Genomic DNA, 14,992 nt, shown 5'->3' with positions numbered 1-14,992 from the left:
ACTGATCCATTCGGAGCAGCCGGTCCCCCAGCCGTACGACGTGAACAGGACCGGGCCCGCAGGGCTGGGCGAGGATCACTGACATGCGCTCATATCGCCGCTATCGTCTGCTCGTTCCAGCCCTGCTGTGCGCGCTGGCGGCCCTCGCGGCCCGGCCGACGGCGGCGGACAAGGAGCCCGGGGGCGGCGGGGACACGGGCATCAGCGCCGAGGTGGCGCGGCTGTACGAGGACGCCGCGGTGGCGACGCAGCAGTACGAGGCCGGTCGCAAGGAGGCCGATGAGCAGCGGGCCAAAGCCCAGCGGGCGGAGGCACTCCTGGACATTCAGCGGCGGCACATCGCGGGCCTGAACGAGGACCTGGGCCGGATCGCCCGTGCCCAGTACCGGAGCAGCGGTGGTCTGCCCGTGGCCGCGCAGATGATCCTCGCCGACAGCCCCGACGACCTGATGCGAGGTCAGCACGCCTTCTCACAGACGAACCTCGCCGTGAACAACGCGATCTCCAAGAGCCGTCGGGCCGAGGCACGGCTCACCGCTGACGAGGCCAGGGCCGCCGCCGAGTGGCAGGCGCTGGAGAAGCGGAACACCCAACTCGCCGGTCTCAAGGCAGACATCGAGCAGAAGCTCGAAGCCGCCCGCTCGCAGCTCCAGGGGCAGGCGGACGCCTCGGTCGCCGCCGGGGCGTGCCGTGGGGCCGTCCGGCTCGACCAGCCGGAGACCGGGTTCACGAGTGCGTGGGTCGCGCCTGTGGAGACGTACGAGCTGTCCGCGTCCTACGGCAGCGGCGGGGCGCGGTGGTCGAGCCGGCACACCGGGCAGGACTTCGCGGTGCCGATCGGCACGCCGGTGCGGTCCGTGGGCACGGGCCGGGTGGTGAGGGTGTCCTGCGGCGGCCCCTTCGGCATCGAGATCGTGCTGAAGCACGCGGGCGGCTACTACACGCAGTACGCCCATCTCGCTTCCGTCGCGGTCGACCAGGGGGAGGACGTCAGCCCCGGCCAGTGGATCGGTCAGTCGGGCACCACGGGCAACTCCACCGGCCCGCACCTGCACTTCGAGACCCGGGTCACACCGGAGATGGGCTCGGCGGTGAACCCGGTGTCATGGCTGGAGGCGCGCGGGGTGGCGCTCTGACGGAGCGGCTCGACCGCTTCTGAAAGAGCGGGCGACACCTACACCCGCTCGGCCACCAACTGCTCGATCACGACGGCGACCCCGTCCTCGTTGTTCGCGACCGTCCGTCCCGAGGCCGCGGCGATCACGTCCGGGTGGGCGTTGCCCATCGCGTACGACCGGCCGGCCCAGGTCAGCATCTCGACGTCGTTCGGCATGTCGCCGAAGGCGACGACCTCCTCGTGCGAGATACCGCGCTCGGCGCAGCACAGGGCGAGCGTGCTGGCCTTGGACACCCCGGGGCCGCTGATCTCGAGCAGGGCGCTGGGGCTGGAACGGGTCACATTGGCGCGGTCGCCGATCGAGAGCCGGGCCAGGGTCAGGAAGGCGTCGGGGTCGATCTCCGGGTGGTAGGCCAGGATCTTCAGCACCGGCTCCCCGGCCGCCCGGTGGTCCGGGCCCAGGAGTTCCTCCGCCGGGGCGAGACTGTGGGGGATCTCCATGTGCAGCTTCGGGTACGCCGGCTCCTGGTAGAAGCCGTAGGTCTGCTCCACCGCGTACACCGTGCCCGGCGCCGCGTCGCGCAGTAGCCGTACGGCGTCCAGCGCGTTCTCCCGCTCCAGCTCCCGTACCTTCACGAACTTGTGGGCGCCGGGGCCGCCGTGCAGGTCGACCACGGCGGCGCCGTTGCCGCAGATCGCCAGTCCGTGGCCGTGCACATGGTCGCTGACGACGTCCATCCAGCGGGCCGGGCGGCCGGTGACGAAGAAGACCTCGATGCCCGCCTCCTCGGCGGCGGCCAGCGCGGCCACCGTGCGGGGGGACACCGACTTGTCGTCGCGCAGCAGGGTGCCGTCGAGGTCGGTGGCGATCAGCCGCGGCGGGAGGGTCTCGGCCGCGGTATCGGGCTGTCGGGTCGCTGAGGTCACCGGGTCATTGTCCCGCAGATGCCCGCACGGGCGTGCGGGGCTCTGCACATGTGAGTGAATGCCGCTCTCACCAGGGCTTTCCCGAGGAAGCCGCCCCCGGGGGGCTCAGCGCAGCTGGGCCGGCGCCTCCATGGCGATCTGCTCGAAGACCTTCTCGTCCGCCGCGAAGGGCGAGTCCGGGATGGGCCAGTGGATCACGAGCTCCGTGAAGCCCAGTTCCGCGTGCTGGCCGGCGAAGTCGACGAAGGCGTCCAGCGACTGGAGCGGTCCGGTGCGGTCCGGCGTGAACCCGGTGAGCAGGACCCGGTCGAGGCCGGTCATGTCCCGGCCGACCTCGGCGCAGGTGTCGGCCAGCTTCTCGGCCTGCCCGCGCAGGGCCTGGATCGACTGCTCAGGGGTGCCGTTCTCGTACAGCTTGGGGTCGCCGGTGGTCACCCACGCCTGGCCGTGCCGGGCGGCGAGCCGCATCCCGCGCGGGCCGGTCGCGGCGACCGCGAAGGGCAGCCTGGGGCGCTGCACACAGCCGGGGATGTTCCGCGCTTCGTGAGCCGAGTAGAAGTCGCCCTCGTACGACACCGCGTCCTCGCTGAGCAGCCGGTCGAGCAGCGGGACGAACTCGGCGAACCGGTCGGCGCGCTCGCGCGGGGTCCACGGATCCTGGCCGAGCGCGGTGGCGTCGAAACCGGAGCCGCCCGCGCCGATGCCCAGCGTGACCCGCCCGCCGGAGATGTCGTCCAGGGAGATCAGCTCCTTGGCGAGGGTCACCGGGTGCCGGAAGTTCGGCGAGGTCACCAGCGTGCCGAGCCGAAGCCGCTCGGTGACCCCCGCGGCGGCGGTGAGGGTCGGCACGGCACCGAACCACGGGCCGTCCCGGAAGCTGCGCCAGGACAGATGGTCGTAGGTGTACGCGGTGCGGAAGCCGAGCTGCTCGGCGCGCGTCCAGGTCGTACGGCCGCCTTCGTTCCAGCGGCGGTACGGGAGGATCACGGTGCTCAGATGCAGACTCATGGCAAGGAGCCTAAAGGAGCCCTGCGGGTGGCCCGTGTTTCACGTGAAACAAGTCACCGTCGGCGGCTGTACGCGCTCAGCAGGTCAGTGGGGTGCGGGGAAGCGGAGATAGCGCGGCGGTACGGCCTCGGTCAGCCACACGCCGTTCGCGCTCACGCGGAAGACATGGCCGTCCCGGTGCATGGCGGCCGTGTCCACCGTCAGGACGATCGGCCGGCCACGGCGGGCACCGACGCGGGTCGCCGTCTCGCGGTCGGGTGAGAGGTGCACGTCGTGCCGGTTCATCGGCCTGAGTCCCTCGACACGGATCGCGTCCAGGTTGCGGGCGACGGTGCCGTGGTAGAGGTGCGCGGGCGGGGTCGCCTGCGGCAGCCCGAGGTCGACCTCGACACTGTGGCCCTGGCTGGCACGGATCCGGGTGCCCTCGACGGCGAAACGGCGCTTGTCGTTGGTGGTGACGACATGGTCCAGTTCGTCCCGGGTGAACCGGAAGCCGTGCGCGGCGGCCGCTGCGATCAGCGTGTCGATCTCCACCCAGCCGCCCTCGTCGAGCGCCAGCCCGATCCGCTCCGGCTGATGGCGCAGATGCTTCGAGAGATACTTCGACACCTTGACGGTGCGTCTTTCGTCCATCCCACCAGAGTGCGGGAGAGACGGGAATCACGCGATCGAGTATTGCTTCCGAGGTTTGATCCACAGCCAAGTATGGTTATCCACAGGGGAATTGGCGGTTCTGTGGACAACGGGCCCTCAAGACAAGGGCCTTGGGCCCGCCGCGCAGCCTTTCACATCGGCGGCTTCACCCGCGCGATCCCCCGCAACACCCCCGGCGCCCACCGCGACAGCACCCGCGCACCCCGTGCCTCCGGCGTGACCGGAACCACCGCCTCGTCGCGCACCACCGCCCGCAGAATCGCGGCGGCCACCTTCTCCGGCGGATAGTTCCGCAGCCCGTACAGACGGGCGGCGCGCTGCTGGAGCCGCGTCTCCTCCTGGGCGTCGACCCCCGCGAAGTGCGCCGTCGACGTGATGGCGGTGTTGACGATGCCGGGGCAGACCGCCGTCACGCCGATCCCCTGCCCGGCGAGCTCCGCCCGCAGGCACTCGCTGAGCATCAGCACGGCCGCCTTGGAGGTGCTGTAGGCGGGCAGGGCCCGGGACGGCTGGTACGCCGCCGCAGACGCCACGTTGACGATGTGGCCGCCCTGCCCGCGCTCGGCCATCCGCCGGCCGAAGAGCCGGCAGCCGTGGATCACGCCCCACAGATTGACGTCGAGGACCTTCTTCCAGTCCTCCGGCGTGGTGTCGAAGAAGGACCCGGACAGCCCGATCCCGGCGTTGTTCACCAGGACGTCCACCACCCCGTACTCGAGGGTGACCTTTTCGGCGAGCTTCTCCATGGCCTGCTCGTCGGAGACGTCGGCCGTCTCCGCCCAGGCCGCCGCGGCGCCCATGAGACGGGACGACTCGGCGGTGCGGGCCGCGGCCTCCGCGTCCCGGTCGACGGCCACCACACGGGCGCCGGCCTCCGCGAACGCGAGCGCCGTCGCCCGCCCGATGCCGCTGCCCGCCCCGGTGACCAGCACGAGCTGCCCGGAGAACCGCTCGGCGTGCTTCCCGCTCGCCGCCGCCGGGGACCCGCCGTCCTCGACGGACGTCACGAAAGCCCCGATCCACGAAGCGAGTTGATCCGGACGGGTGCGCGGGATCCAGTGCCCCGCCGGGAGCGTCCTGCGGGTCAACCGCGGAACCCACTGCTCCAGCTCGTCGTGGAGCCGCTCCGACAGGAACCGGTCCTCCAGGGGCGTGATGAGCTGCACGGGCGCGTGGGCGTGCGCGTCCGGGCGAGGCCTGCGCAGCCGGGGCCGCACGTTGTCCCGGTAGAGCCAGGCACCGTGCGCCGCGTCCGACGGCAGGGACGAGGTCGGGTAGTCGCCGCGCGGCACCTTCTCGACCCGTTCCAGGACCTTCGGCCAGCGCTTGCCGAGCGGACCGCGCCAGACCAGCTCGGGCAGCACGGGCGTGTGCAGCAGGTACACGTACCAGGACTTCGCGCCCTGCCCGAGGAGCTGGCCGGCCCGGCGCGGGGTGGGCCGCTTCACGCGCCGGTTGATCCAGTGCCCGAAGTGGTCCAGGGACGGCCCGGACATCGAGGTGAAGGAGGCGACACGGCCCTCGGTGCGCCGGACGGTGGTGAACTCCCAGGCCTGCACCGAGCCCCAGTCGTGCCCGACCAGGTGTACGGGCCGGTCCGGACTGACCGCGTCCGCTACGGCCAGGAAGTCGTCCGTCAGCTTCTCCAGCGTGAACCCGCCCCGCAGCGGCCGCGGCGCCGTCGAGCGGCCGTGGCCGCGGACGTCGTACGCCACCACGTGGAACTGCCCGGCGAGACGTGCGGAGACCTCGGACCACACTTCCTTGCTGTCGGGGTAGCCGTGCACGAGGACGACCGTCGGGCGACGGGTATCGCCCATCTCGGCCACGCACAGCTCGACTTCGCCGGTCCGTACCCAGCGCTCCCGCGCGCCCGTGAGCAACGTCATCCGGCGAATCTGGCAGTTGTTAGAGAAATCGTCAATAGCGCGGGGCGGCCGCTCCCCGGTCGTGGTAACTCTCAGGCAGCAGGTCCCCTAAGGGCCCGTACTACTCGAGGGTGACCCGAATACAGCTCTGCGGAGTGACGACCGCCACGCCCGCGGCCCCTACCTTCGAAGGGTGACTGTGATCGCGACCGAAAGCCTGAGCAAGCGGTTCCCGAGGGTGACCGCGCTTGACCGGCTCTCCGTGGACGTCGGGCCCGGTGTGACCGGACTCGTCGGAGCCAACGGAGCCGGCAAGTCCACACTGATCAAGATCCTGCTGGGTCTGTCCCCCGCCACCGAGGGCCGCGCCGACGTGCTCGGCCTCGATGTCGCCACCAAGGGTGCCGACATCCGCGAGCGGGTCGGCTACATGCCCGAGCACGACTGCCTGCCGCCGGACGTCTCGGCCACCGAGTTCGTCGTCCACATGGCGCGCATGTCCGGCCTGCCGCCCACGGCGGCGCGCGAGCGCACGGCCGACACCCTGCGCCACGTCGGCCTGTACGAGGAGCGCTATCGCCCCATCGGCGGCTACTCGACCGGCATGAAGCAGCGCGTCAAGCTCGCCCAGGCCCTGGTGCACGACCCGCAGCTGGTCTTCCTGGACGAGCCGACCAACGGCCTCGACCCGGTCGGCCGCGACGAGATGCTCGGCCTGATCCGCCGGATCCACACCGACTTCGGCATCTCGGTCCTGGTCACCTCGCACCTGCTGGGCGAACTGGAGCGCACCTGCGACCACGTCGTCGTCATCGACGGCGGCAAGCTCCTGCGCTCCAGCTCCACCACCGACTTCACCCAGACCACGACGACCCTCGCGATCGAGGTCACCGACACCGACGAGCACCCGGACGGCACCCGCGCGGTGCGCGACGCGCTGCACGCGCGCGGGGTGAGCGTCGAGGACGGCAGCGGCCTGCCGGGCGCCGGCCACGTCCTGCTGCTCACCGCCCAGGGCGAGGAGACGTACGACCTGGTCCGGGACGTGATCGCCGACCTCGGACTCGGCCTGGTGCGCATGGAGCAGCGCCGGCACCACATCTCCGAGGTCTTCACGAGCAGCGACGAGCACGAGCAGCGGAAGGAGGCGGTCGGCCATGGCGGTTGAGCACTCCACGGGGACATCCGCCCCGGCACCGGGTGACCAGACCCGCATCCACAACATCGGCTACCGCACCTACGACGGCCCCCGCCTGGGCCGCGCCTACGCCCGCCGCTCCCTGTACTCGCAGTCCCTGCGTGGCTCCTACGGCCTCGGCCGCTCGGTGAAGTCCAAGGTGCTGCCGATGCTGCTGTTCGTGGTGATGTGCGTGCCCGCGGCCATCATGGTCGCCGTCGCGGTCGCCACCAAGGCCAACGCCCTGCCCGTGGACTACACGCGCTACGCGATCGTCATGCAGGCGGTCATCAGCCTGTACGTCGCCTCGCAGGCACCCCAGTCCGTCTCGCGGGACCTGCGCTTCAAGACCGTGCCGCTGTACTTCTCGCGGCCCATCGAGACCGCCGACTACGTCCGCGCCAAGTTCGCGGCGCTGGCCTCGGCGCTCTTCGTCCTCACGGCCGCTCCCCTGCTCGTGCTCTACGTGGGCGCGCTGCTGGCCGAGCTCGACTTCGCGGACCAGACCAAGGGGTTCGCACAGGGACTCGTCTCCGTGGCACTGCTCTCACTGCTGTTCGCCGGTATCGGCCTGGTCATCGCGTCCTTCACCCCGCGCCGCGGCTTCGGCATCGCGGCCGTGATCGCCGTGCTGACCATCACCTACGGCGCGGTCTCCACCCTGCAGGCCATCGCCGACGTCCAGGGCAGCAGCGACGCCGTGCCGTTGATCGGGCTGTTCTCGCCGATCACGCTCGTCGACGGGGTGCAGTCCGCGTTCCTGGGCGCGACCTCCGCCTTCCCCGGCGGGGTGGGCCCGAGCAACGCCGAGGGCGTCGTCTTCGTCCTCGTCGTCCTGGGCCTGATCGCGGCGAGCTACGGCCTCCTGATGCGCCGCTACAAGAAGGTGGGACTGTGACCACGCTCTCCATCGACCACGTCTCCCGCTGGTTCGGCAACGTGGTCGCCGTCAACGACATCACCATGACCATCGGCCCCGGTGTCACGGGCCTCCTCGGCCCCAACGGCGCCGGAAAGTCCACCCTCATCAACATGATGGGCGGCTTCCTGGCCCCCTCCACCGGCACGGTCACCCTCGACGGCCAGCCCGTGTGGCGCAACGAGCAGATCTACCGCCACATCGGCGTCGTCCCCGAGCGCGAGGCGATGTACGACTTCCTCACCGGGAAGGAGTTCGTCCTGGCCAACGCCGAGCTGCACGGACTGGGCGCCAAGGCGGCCCAGAAGGCCCTGGCCACGGTCGAGATGGAGTACGCGCAGGACCGCAAGATCCAGACGTACTCCAAGGGCATGCGCCAGCGCGTGAAGATGGCCTCCGCCCTGGTCCACGACCCGTCCCTGCTCCTGCTGGACGAACCCTTCAACGGCATGGACCCGCGCCAGCGCATGCAGCTGATGGACCTGCTGCGCCGCATGGGCGACGAGGGCCGCACGGTGCTGTTCTCGTCCCACATCCTCGAAGAGGTCGAGCAACTCGCCTGGCACATCGAGGTCGTCGTCGCAGGGCGGCACGCCGCCAGCGGCGACTTCCGCAAGATCCGGCGCCTGATGACCGACCGGCCGCACCGCTACCTGGTGCGTTCCAGCGACGACCGCGCCCTCGCGGCCGCGCTGATCGCCGACCCGTCGACGTCCGGGATCGAGGTCGACCACGCCGAGGGCGCGCTGCGCATCCAGGCCGTCGACTTCGGCCGCTTCACGGCCCTGCTGCCGCGTGTGGCGCGCGAGCACGGCATCCGCCTGCTCACGGTCTCGCCGTCCGACGAGTCCCTCGAGTCCGTCTTCTCGTACCTGGTCGCGGCGTAGGAGGCCCTGATGTATGACCCCACAGTCGCCCGGCTCACCTACCGGGCCCTGCTCGGCCGGCGCCGGGCCCTCATCCTCGGTGCCCTGCCCCTGCTGTTGATCGTCATCGCCGTGGCGGTGCGCGTTCTCGCCGGGGCGGACGACCAGACGGCCTCCGACCTGCTGGGCGGGCTCGCCCTCGCCACGATGGTGCCGCTCATCGGCGTCATCGCCGGAACCGGCGCGATCGGGCCGGAGATCGACGACGGCTCGGTGGTGTACCTGCTGTCCAAGCCGATCAAACGGCCGACCATCATCTTCACCAAGCTGATCGTCGCCGTCGCCGTGACCATGGTGTTCTCGGCGGTGCCGACGCTCATCGCGGGCTTCATCCTGAACGGCAACGGCCAGCAGATCGCCGTGGCCTACACGGTGGCGGCGCTCGTCGCGTCCATCGCGTACGCGGCCCTGTTCCTGCTGCTCGGCACGGTCTCCCGGCACGCGGTGGTGTTCGGTCTCGTCTACGCGCTCGTCTGGGAGGCCCTGTTCGGCTCCCTGGTGCCGGGCGCCCGCACGCTGAGCGTCCAGCAGTGGTCGCTGGCCGTGGCCCAGAAGGTGTCTGGCGGGACCCTGGTGACCTCGGACGTCGGCCTGACGACGGCGACGGTGCTGCTGGTGGGCGTCACGGTCCTGGCCACCTGGTTCGCCGGTCAGAAGCTGCGCTCGCTGACGCTCGCCGGCGAGGAGTGACGTGCCCGGGCCTTGACGGGGGCTTCACCCCCGTCGGGGCACACTGGGCAAACGGGATGTAGGGGAACCACACGGGAGTTGGACGGCTGGGAGGAGACGGGGATGGCGGGCGAGAGGGCTCAGTACGAGGACGGCGATCAGGCCGGGTCCGAGCCGGGGTCCGGGGCCAGGTCCGAGCCCAGGGCTGGGTCCGGGCCTGGAGACGATGCGTGGGACGACCTCGTTCTGGACGACGACTTCATACGCTCCGCCGGGACCTCCGAGCCGTCCGCCCGGGCCCGGATGCTCGCCGAGCGCTGGCGCCGTGAGGAGCCGGAGCCGCAGCCCTGGCGCTCCGACGAGCCGCCCGCGGGCTGGTTCTTCAGCAAGGTCCGGCGGCGCAGGTGGCGCAGGCGCTGAGGCCGGGCGATTTAATCGGTGGCGTCCAATTCGCCCGGCGGGCAGAGTGGTTGTGTTCACCCCGCCGGGCAAGGAAGTCCGGCGCCGAGTTCTGGGAGAGGAGCGGGACGATGTCCATGCACGGCAGTACGTCCAGCTCCCTTCAGGGCAGCCCGCGGCGGGCTCCGGAGTAGTCGCTACCCCACTCCGTAGAGCTCGCCCCATACGGGGAGCTGCCCGGGGCGGCCGCTTCGAGCACGCGAATCGCACTCGCGTGGGCCGCCCACCCGGAGGATTGGCCGAGTGGTAAGGCACTGGCTCGCGCTGTGGTTGATCAGAAGCGAGTCATGGTCGGGCTGGAAGCCCGCGCACGTTCGATCCGTGCATCCTCCGCCGAGCACCGAACAACAGGCCAGACGTTCAGCCCAGCAACCGCTCCAGCACCACAGCGATCCCGTCCTCCTCGTTCGAGGACGTCACCTCGTCGGCCACGGCCTTCAGCTCCTCGTGGGCGTCCGCCATGGCGACACCGTAGGAGGACCAGGCGAACATCGGTATGTCGTTGGGCATGTCGCCGAAGGCGATCGTGCCGGCCGCCTTCACCTTGAGCCGGCGGGCCGCCAGGGACAGGCCGGTCGCCTTGGACAGGCCCAGGGGGAGGAGCTCGACGATGCCCTCGCCCGCCATGACGACGCTGACGAAACCGCCTGCGGTGCGCGTGGCCACCTCGCACAGCTCGTCGTCCGACAGCGTCGGGTGCTGGATGTACAGCTTGTTCAGCGGTGCGGTCCACAGGTCCGACGCGTCCGCGAAGGGCGTCGCGGGAAGGGTGCCCTGGACCGCGTAGCCGGGGCCCACCAGCACCTCTCCGTCGAGACCGTCGCGGCTCGCGGCCAGGTACAGCGGGCCGACCTCCGCCTCGATCTTGGCCAGCGCCACCCCGGCCAGCTGCCGGTCCAGCGTCACCGACGTCAGCAGACGGTGGGCACCGGCGTCGTACACCTGCGCGCCCTGGCCGCAGACGGCCAGCCCCTGGTAGCCCAGGTCGTCGAGGATGTGCCGGGTCCACGGGACCGCGCGGCCGGTGACGACGATGTGCGCGGCGCCCGCCGCGGTGGCAGCGGCGAGCGCGTCACGGGTGCGCTGCGACACCGACTCGTCGGAGCGCAGCAGCGTCCCGTCGAGGTCGGTGGCGATCAGCTTGTAGGGGAAACCGTTGGTCACTTGGACACCGGCTCCAGGACCTCCCGGCCGCCCAGGTACGGGCGCAGCACCTCGGGCACGCGCACCGAGCCGTCGGCCTGCTGGTGGTTCTCCAGGATCGCGACGATCGTGCGCGGTACGGCGCACAGGGTGCCGTTGAGCGTGGCCAGCGGCTTGACCTGCTTGCCGTCACGGACGCGGATCGACAGCCGGCGGGACTGGAACTCGGTGCAGTCCGAGGTCGAGGTCAGCTCGCGGTACTTGCCCTGGGTCGGGATCCACGCCTCGCAGTCGAACTTGCGGGCGGCCGAGGCGCCCAGGTCGGCGCTGGCCACGTCGATCACGCGGTAGGGCAGCTCCAGGGAGGTCAGCCACTGCCTCTCCCACTCCAGCAGCCGCTGGTGCTCCGCCTGCGAGTCCTCCGGAGCGACGTAGGAGAACATCTCGACCTTGTCGAACTGGTGCACGCGGAAGATGCCCCGGGTGTCCTTGCCGTGCGAACCGGCCTCGCGGCGGAAGCAGGGCGAGAAGCCCGCGTAGCGCAGGGGGAGGCGATCGGCGTCGAGGATCTCGTCCATGTGGTACGCCGCCAGCGCCACCTCGGACGTGCCGACCAGGTAGAGGTCGTCGTCGGCGAGGTGGTAGACGTCCTGGGAGGCCTGGCCGAGGAAGCCCGTGCCCGCCATGGACTGGGGGCGGACCAGGGCCGGGGTGAGCATCGGGGTGAAGCCGGCCGCGGTGGCCTGGGCCATCGCCGCGTTCACCAGGGCGAGCTCCAGGAGCGCGCCGATGCCCGTCAGGAAGTAGAAGCGCGAGCCGGAGACCTTGGCGCCGCGCTCGACGTCGATCGCGCCGAGGATCTGGCCGAGCTCCAGGTGGTCCTTGGGCTCGAAGCCCTCGGCGGCGAAGTCGCGGATCGTGCCGTGCGTCTCCAGCGTGACGAAGTCCTCTTCGCCGCCCACGGGCACGTCCGGGTGGACGAGGTTGCCGAGCCTCTGGAGCAGCTCCTGGGTCTCGGTGTCTGCCGCGTCGCGGTCCGCGTCGGCCGCCTTGACGTCGGCGGAGAGCTGGCCGGCCTTCTTCAGCAGCTCGGCCTTCTCGTCCCCGGCCGCCTTGGGGATGAGCTTGCCGAGCGCCTTCTGCTCGGCGCGCAGCTCGTCGAAGCGGACGCCGGACGACCTGCGCCGCTCGTCGGCAGACAGGAGGGCGTCGACGAGCGCGACGTCCTCTCCACGGGCGCGCTGGGAGGCGCGCACACGGTCGGGGTCCTCACGGAGCAGGCGAAGGTCAATCACGAGCCCAAGGCTACCGGTGCGCGATGACCGCCCACGACTCACTATTCCGGCTGCGCATTACGTACCGTTATGGGGGAATTGCGCGCAGTGTCAATAAACGGCCCGTCTCTCCCTGGAACGGGGCACCTCGGAGGCGTCGCATTGACTCGAATCCCTTGCGGGGGCGGGGACTTGGGGTTCAGTTGTCCACAGGGATCCACACCTGCCGAAGAGTTATCCACAGGCTGTGTGGAAGATCTGTGGACTTCGGAATTGATCACTCCGGAAGGTCCGATCACCCCTCAGAATTCCCGGTGTAAACCCGCTCTATCCTCACTTTCGAGTGGATTCAGGTCACCCCGAAGAGTTACGCAAAGGAAAACGGTGGACGAAGGGTGACCTGCCCGTCGATGGACGCATCAGGGGCCTGTAGGGCGATTTGTCGACTGACTCACGTTTCGTTGTCGACTTGTCCCCAGGTCGAGAAGCTCACCTGTGGATAACTTCTGTGGATAACGACAATCAGCAGGTACGACAGCCTGGAACCGGTCTGGAACCGGCCTAGAACCGGCCGTCCTGGCACCGCGCCACCCAGTCCGCCGCCTCCACGAACTCCTCGTCCGACGTCCCCAGCCGCGGCGGCTGGACATCCTCGGGCCGCATATCCGCGCGCGGATAGGAGCCGAGGTAGCGCACCTGGAGGCAGATCCGCTTCAGGCCCTTCAGGGCATCGGCCATCCGGCGGTCGGAGATATGGCCCTCGGCGTCGATGCAGAAGCAGTAATTGCCGATGCCCGCGCCGGTCGGCCGGGACTGGAGCAGCATCAGGTTGATGCCACGCGTGGCGAACTCTCCCAGCAGGTCGCGCAGACCGCCGGGGTGGTCGTCGCGCTGCCACAGCACGACGGACGTCTTGTCCGCGCCGGTCGGCGCCGCGGGCCGGGCGGGCCGGCCGACCAGCACGAACCGTGTCTGGGCGTTCTCCGCGTCGTGGATCCCGGTCTCCAGGGCCTCGAGGCCGTAGCGGGCGGCCGCGAACTCGCCGGCGAAGGCGGCGTCGTACTGGCCCTCCTGGACCAGCCGGGCGGCGTCCGCGTTCGAGGCGGCCGACTCCCAGTGCGCGTCCGGCAGGTGCTTCTTCAGCCAGTTGCGCACCTGCGGCTGGGCGGCCGGGTGGGCGGAGACCGTCTTGATGTCCGACAGCGCGGTGCCCGGGCGGACGAGCAGCGCGAAGGTGATCGACAGCAGCACCTCGCGGTAGATCATCAGCGGGGCGCCGGCGACCAGCTCGTCGAGCGTGGTGGTGATGCCGCCCTCGACGGAGTTCTCGATCGGCACGAACGCGGCCTCGGCCTCGCCGGTTCGTACGGCGTCGAGCGCGGACTGGACGGAAACGTACGGGGTGAGTTCCCGGGTGGCGGCCTCGGGAAGCGTGCGCAGGGCGACTTCGGTGAAGGTGCCCTCAGGGCCGAGATACGCATAGCTCGCTGGCATGACCTCACCCTAATGGGCTCGCGGAATCGACATCCCCCACAAGACCGCCCAGAGACGAACTCTCACCCCTCCAGCAACTTCTGCCCCACGTACTCGCCCTCCGTGGCCCCGCCCGGCACCGCGAACAGCCCGCTCGACTCGTGCCGGATGAACTGCGACAGGGCGTCGCCGCGGTCGAGCTTGCGCTGCACCGGCACGAAGCCGCGCAGCGGATCGGCCTGCCAGCAGATGAAGAGCAGGCCGGCGTCGGGCACTCCGTCGGTGTCGATGCCGTCGTGGAAGGAGAAGGGACGGCGGAGCATCGCCGCGCCGCCGTTCTGGTCGGGCCGGGTGATCCGGGCGTGGGCGTTGATCGGGACGACCAGGTTGCCCTTGGCGTCCGTCTTCTCCAGGTCCATCGCGGTCGTCTCGGTGCCCCCGGACAGTGCCGCCCCGTCGGACTTGCGGCGCCCGATCACGTCCTCCTGCGCTGTGCCGGAGAGCCTCTCCCAGTCGTCGAGGAGCATGCGGATCCGGCGTACGACGGCGTAGGAGCCGTTCGCCATCCAGGCCGGGTCGCCCTTCTCCGGCACGAAGATCCGCTGGTCGAAGTCGGACTCGGCCGGCTTCGGGTTGCGGGTGCCGTCGATCTGGCCCATCAGGTTGCGGGCCGTCATGGGGTGGGCGGTGGCGCCCGGCGAGCGGTTGAAGCCGTTCATCTGCCAGCGGATGCGGGCCGCCGAGCCGGTGTCCTTCTGGATCGCGCGCAGGGCGTGGAAGGCGACCAGGGAGTCGTTGGCGCCGATCTGCACCCACAGGTCGCCGTTGCTGCGGTTCTTGTCGAGGCGGTCGGAGGAGAACTCGGGCAGCGGGTCGAGGGAGGCCGGGCGCTGCTTCTCCAGGCCCGTCCTGGCGAAGAAACTGTGGCCGAAGCCGAAGGTGATCGTCAGTGACGAGGGTCCGGCGTCCCGGGCCACGTCGGTGTCGTCGTGCCCGCTCGGCTCGCCCGCCATCAGCCGCCGGGCCGTCTCCGACCAGCGGCGCAGCAGGGCGGCGGCCTCCTTGCGGCCGGCGCCCGCCGCCAGGTCGAAGGCGACGACGTGGCCGCGGGCCTGGAGGGCGTCGGTGATGCCGGGCTGATGTTTCCCGTGAAACATCGCCCGGTCGGTGCCGAGCGAGGTGAGCGGCGTGGCGGCCTCGGAGGGGGCGGCGGCGTATCCCCCGGCCGCGCCCGCCGTACCGAGCACGAGCCCGGTGGCACCGGCGGTGCCGAGCATCCGGCGCCGTGAGATGCCCTCCCCGGCGGAGGCCGCTTCGGTCTCCCCCGGGGCGGTGCCGGAAGTACGGGCCTCCGGAATGGACTGGTCAACCATGGTCG

14 protein-coding genes and 1 tRNA gene are annotated in these 14,992 nt (G+C 70.7%); 7 read left to right on the top strand and 8 right to left on the bottom strand.

What is annotated here, in order from left to right:
* Positions 1-83 precede the first annotated feature (83 nt).
* Complete coding sequence (locus OHU35_RS20910; protein WP_189727226.1) at positions 84-1,136, top strand: M23 family metallopeptidase; 1,053 nt, start codon at positions 84-86, stop codon at positions 1,134-1,136.
* A 38-nt stretch (positions 1,137-1,174) separates the two neighbouring features.
* Here OHU35_RS20910 and OHU35_RS20905 read toward each other — a convergent pair whose 3' ends face one another.
* The 4 genes from OHU35_RS20905 to OHU35_RS20890 form a co-directional block, all read right to left on the bottom strand.
* Entirely contained in the window at positions 1,175-2,062 is an 888-nt protein-coding gene (locus tag OHU35_RS20905; RefSeq protein ID WP_405509289.1) for a Cof-type HAD-IIB family hydrolase, read from the bottom strand.
* 87 nt (positions 2,063-2,149) lie between these two features.
* On the bottom strand, positions 2,150-3,052 hold the full coding sequence (locus tag OHU35_RS20900) for an LLM class flavin-dependent oxidoreductase (RefSeq protein ID WP_189727227.1): 903 nt from the start codon (positions 3,050-3,052) through the stop codon (positions 2,150-2,152).
* Between the two features lie 84 nt (positions 3,053-3,136).
* Positions 3,137-3,685, bottom strand: coding sequence for an RNA 2'-phosphotransferase (locus tag OHU35_RS20895; RefSeq protein WP_189727228.1), 549 nt, complete (start codon positions 3,683-3,685; stop codon positions 3,137-3,139).
* Positions 3,686-3,837: 152 nt separating this feature from the next.
* Positions 3,838-5,595 carry an SDR family oxidoreductase gene (locus OHU35_RS20890; protein WP_405506331.1) on the bottom strand — a complete coding sequence of 586 codons (1,758 nt, stop codon included), beginning with the start codon at positions 5,593-5,595 and terminating at the stop codon, positions 3,838-3,840.
* 178 nt (positions 5,596-5,773) lie between these two features.
* On the opposite strand from OHU35_RS20890, the gene OHU35_RS20885 reads away from it, so the two are divergent.
* The 6 genes from OHU35_RS20885 (at position 5,774) to OHU35_RS20860 (ending at position 10,057) form a co-directional block, all read left to right on the top strand.
* A complete protein-coding gene (locus tag OHU35_RS20885) occupies positions 5,774-6,742 on the top strand; it encodes an ABC transporter ATP-binding protein (RefSeq protein WP_359891548.1) in 969 nt (322 codons plus the stop codon).
* The gene (locus OHU35_RS20880) at positions 6,732-7,649 is read left to right on the top strand and encodes an ABC transporter permease (protein WP_189727230.1); all 918 of its coding nucleotides are present in this window, start codon (positions 6,732-6,734) and stop codon (positions 7,647-7,649) included. Before OHU35_RS20885 ends, OHU35_RS20880 begins: the two co-directional genes overlap by 11 nt.
* Complete coding sequence (locus OHU35_RS20875; protein WP_184593781.1) at positions 7,646-8,557, top strand: ABC transporter ATP-binding protein; 912 nt, start codon at positions 7,646-7,648, stop codon at positions 8,555-8,557. The genes OHU35_RS20880 and OHU35_RS20875 overlap by 4 nt, the downstream gene beginning before the upstream one ends.
* Before the next feature lie 9 nt (positions 8,558-8,566).
* Positions 8,567-9,286 carry an ABC transporter permease subunit gene (locus OHU35_RS20870; RefSeq protein ID WP_189727231.1) on the top strand — a complete coding sequence of 240 codons (720 nt, stop codon included), beginning with the start codon at positions 8,567-8,569 and terminating at the stop codon, positions 9,284-9,286.
* A 102-nt stretch (positions 9,287-9,388) separates the two neighbouring features.
* Positions 9,389-9,685 carry a hypothetical protein gene (locus OHU35_RS20865; RefSeq protein WP_405506328.1) on the top strand — a complete coding sequence of 99 codons (297 nt, stop codon included), beginning with the start codon at positions 9,389-9,391 and terminating at the stop codon, positions 9,683-9,685.
* A gap of 268 nt (positions 9,686-9,953) precedes the next feature.
* Positions 9,954-10,057 (top strand) — tRNA-OTHER (locus tag OHU35_RS20860).
* A gap of 27 nt (positions 10,058-10,084) precedes the next feature.
* Here the strand turns inward: OHU35_RS20860 and OHU35_RS20855 are convergent.
* The 4 genes from OHU35_RS20855 to efeB all read right to left on the bottom strand — a co-directional run bounded on the left by OHU35_RS20855 (position 10,085) and on the right by efeB (position 14,987).
* Positions 10,085-10,888 carry an HAD family hydrolase gene (locus OHU35_RS20855; protein WP_405506326.1) on the bottom strand — a complete coding sequence of 268 codons (804 nt, stop codon included), beginning with the start codon at positions 10,886-10,888 and terminating at the stop codon, positions 10,085-10,087.
* A complete protein-coding gene (gene serS / locus OHU35_RS20850; RefSeq protein ID WP_189727234.1) occupies positions 10,885-12,162 on the bottom strand; it encodes a serine--tRNA ligase in 1,278 nt (425 codons plus the stop codon). Before serS ends, OHU35_RS20855 begins: the two co-directional genes overlap by 4 nt.
* A gap of 540 nt (positions 12,163-12,702) precedes the next feature.
* On the bottom strand, positions 12,703-13,635 hold the full coding sequence (gene pheA, locus OHU35_RS20845) for a prephenate dehydratase (protein ID WP_189727235.1): 933 nt from the start codon (positions 13,633-13,635) through the stop codon (positions 12,703-12,705).
* Between the two features lie 62 nt (positions 13,636-13,697).
* The gene (gene efeB, locus OHU35_RS20840; protein WP_405506323.1) at positions 13,698-14,987 is read right to left on the bottom strand and encodes an iron uptake transporter deferrochelatase/peroxidase subunit; all 1,290 of its coding nucleotides are present in this window, start codon (positions 14,985-14,987) and stop codon (positions 13,698-13,700) included.
* Between the last annotated feature and the right edge of the window lie 5 nt (positions 14,988-14,992).

This window comes from Streptomyces purpurascens (genome assembly GCF_045040895.1).
Taxonomy (GTDB): Bacteria; Actinomycetota; Actinomycetes; order Streptomycetales; family Streptomycetaceae; genus Streptomyces; species Streptomyces purpurascens.
This window is presented reverse-complemented; position numbering and strand designations above follow the sequence as displayed.

Coding starts and splice junctions, on each gene's coding strand:
- OHU35_RS20895 (WP_189727228.1), bottom strand. CDS start 3,685: ATGGACGAAAGACGCACCGTCAAGGTGTCGAAGTATCTCTCGAAGCAT.
- OHU35_RS20880 (WP_189727230.1), top strand. CDS start 6,732: ATGGCGGTTGAGCACTCCACGGGGACATCCGCCCCGGCACCGGGTGAC.
- OHU35_RS20865 (WP_405506328.1), top strand. CDS start 9,389: ATGGCGGGCGAGAGGGCTCAGTACGAGGACGGCGATCAGGCCGGGTCC.
- OHU35_RS20890 (WP_405506331.1), bottom strand. CDS start 5,595: ATGACGTTGCTCACGGGCGCGCGGGAGCGCTGGGTACGGACCGGCGAA.
- efeB (WP_405506323.1), bottom strand. CDS start 14,987: ATGGTTGACCAGTCCATTCCGGAGGCCCGTACTTCCGGCACCGCCCCG.
- OHU35_RS20870 (WP_189727231.1), top strand. CDS start 8,567: ATGTATGACCCCACAGTCGCCCGGCTCACCTACCGGGCCCTGCTCGGC.
- OHU35_RS20900 (WP_189727227.1), bottom strand. CDS start 3,052: ATGAGTCTGCATCTGAGCACCGTGATCCTCCCGTACCGCCGCTGGAAC.
- OHU35_RS20910 (WP_189727226.1), top strand. CDS start 84: ATGCGCTCATATCGCCGCTATCGTCTGCTCGTTCCAGCCCTGCTGTGC.
- pheA (WP_189727235.1), bottom strand. CDS start 13,635: ATGCCAGCGAGCTATGCGTATCTCGGCCCTGAGGGCACCTTCACCGAA.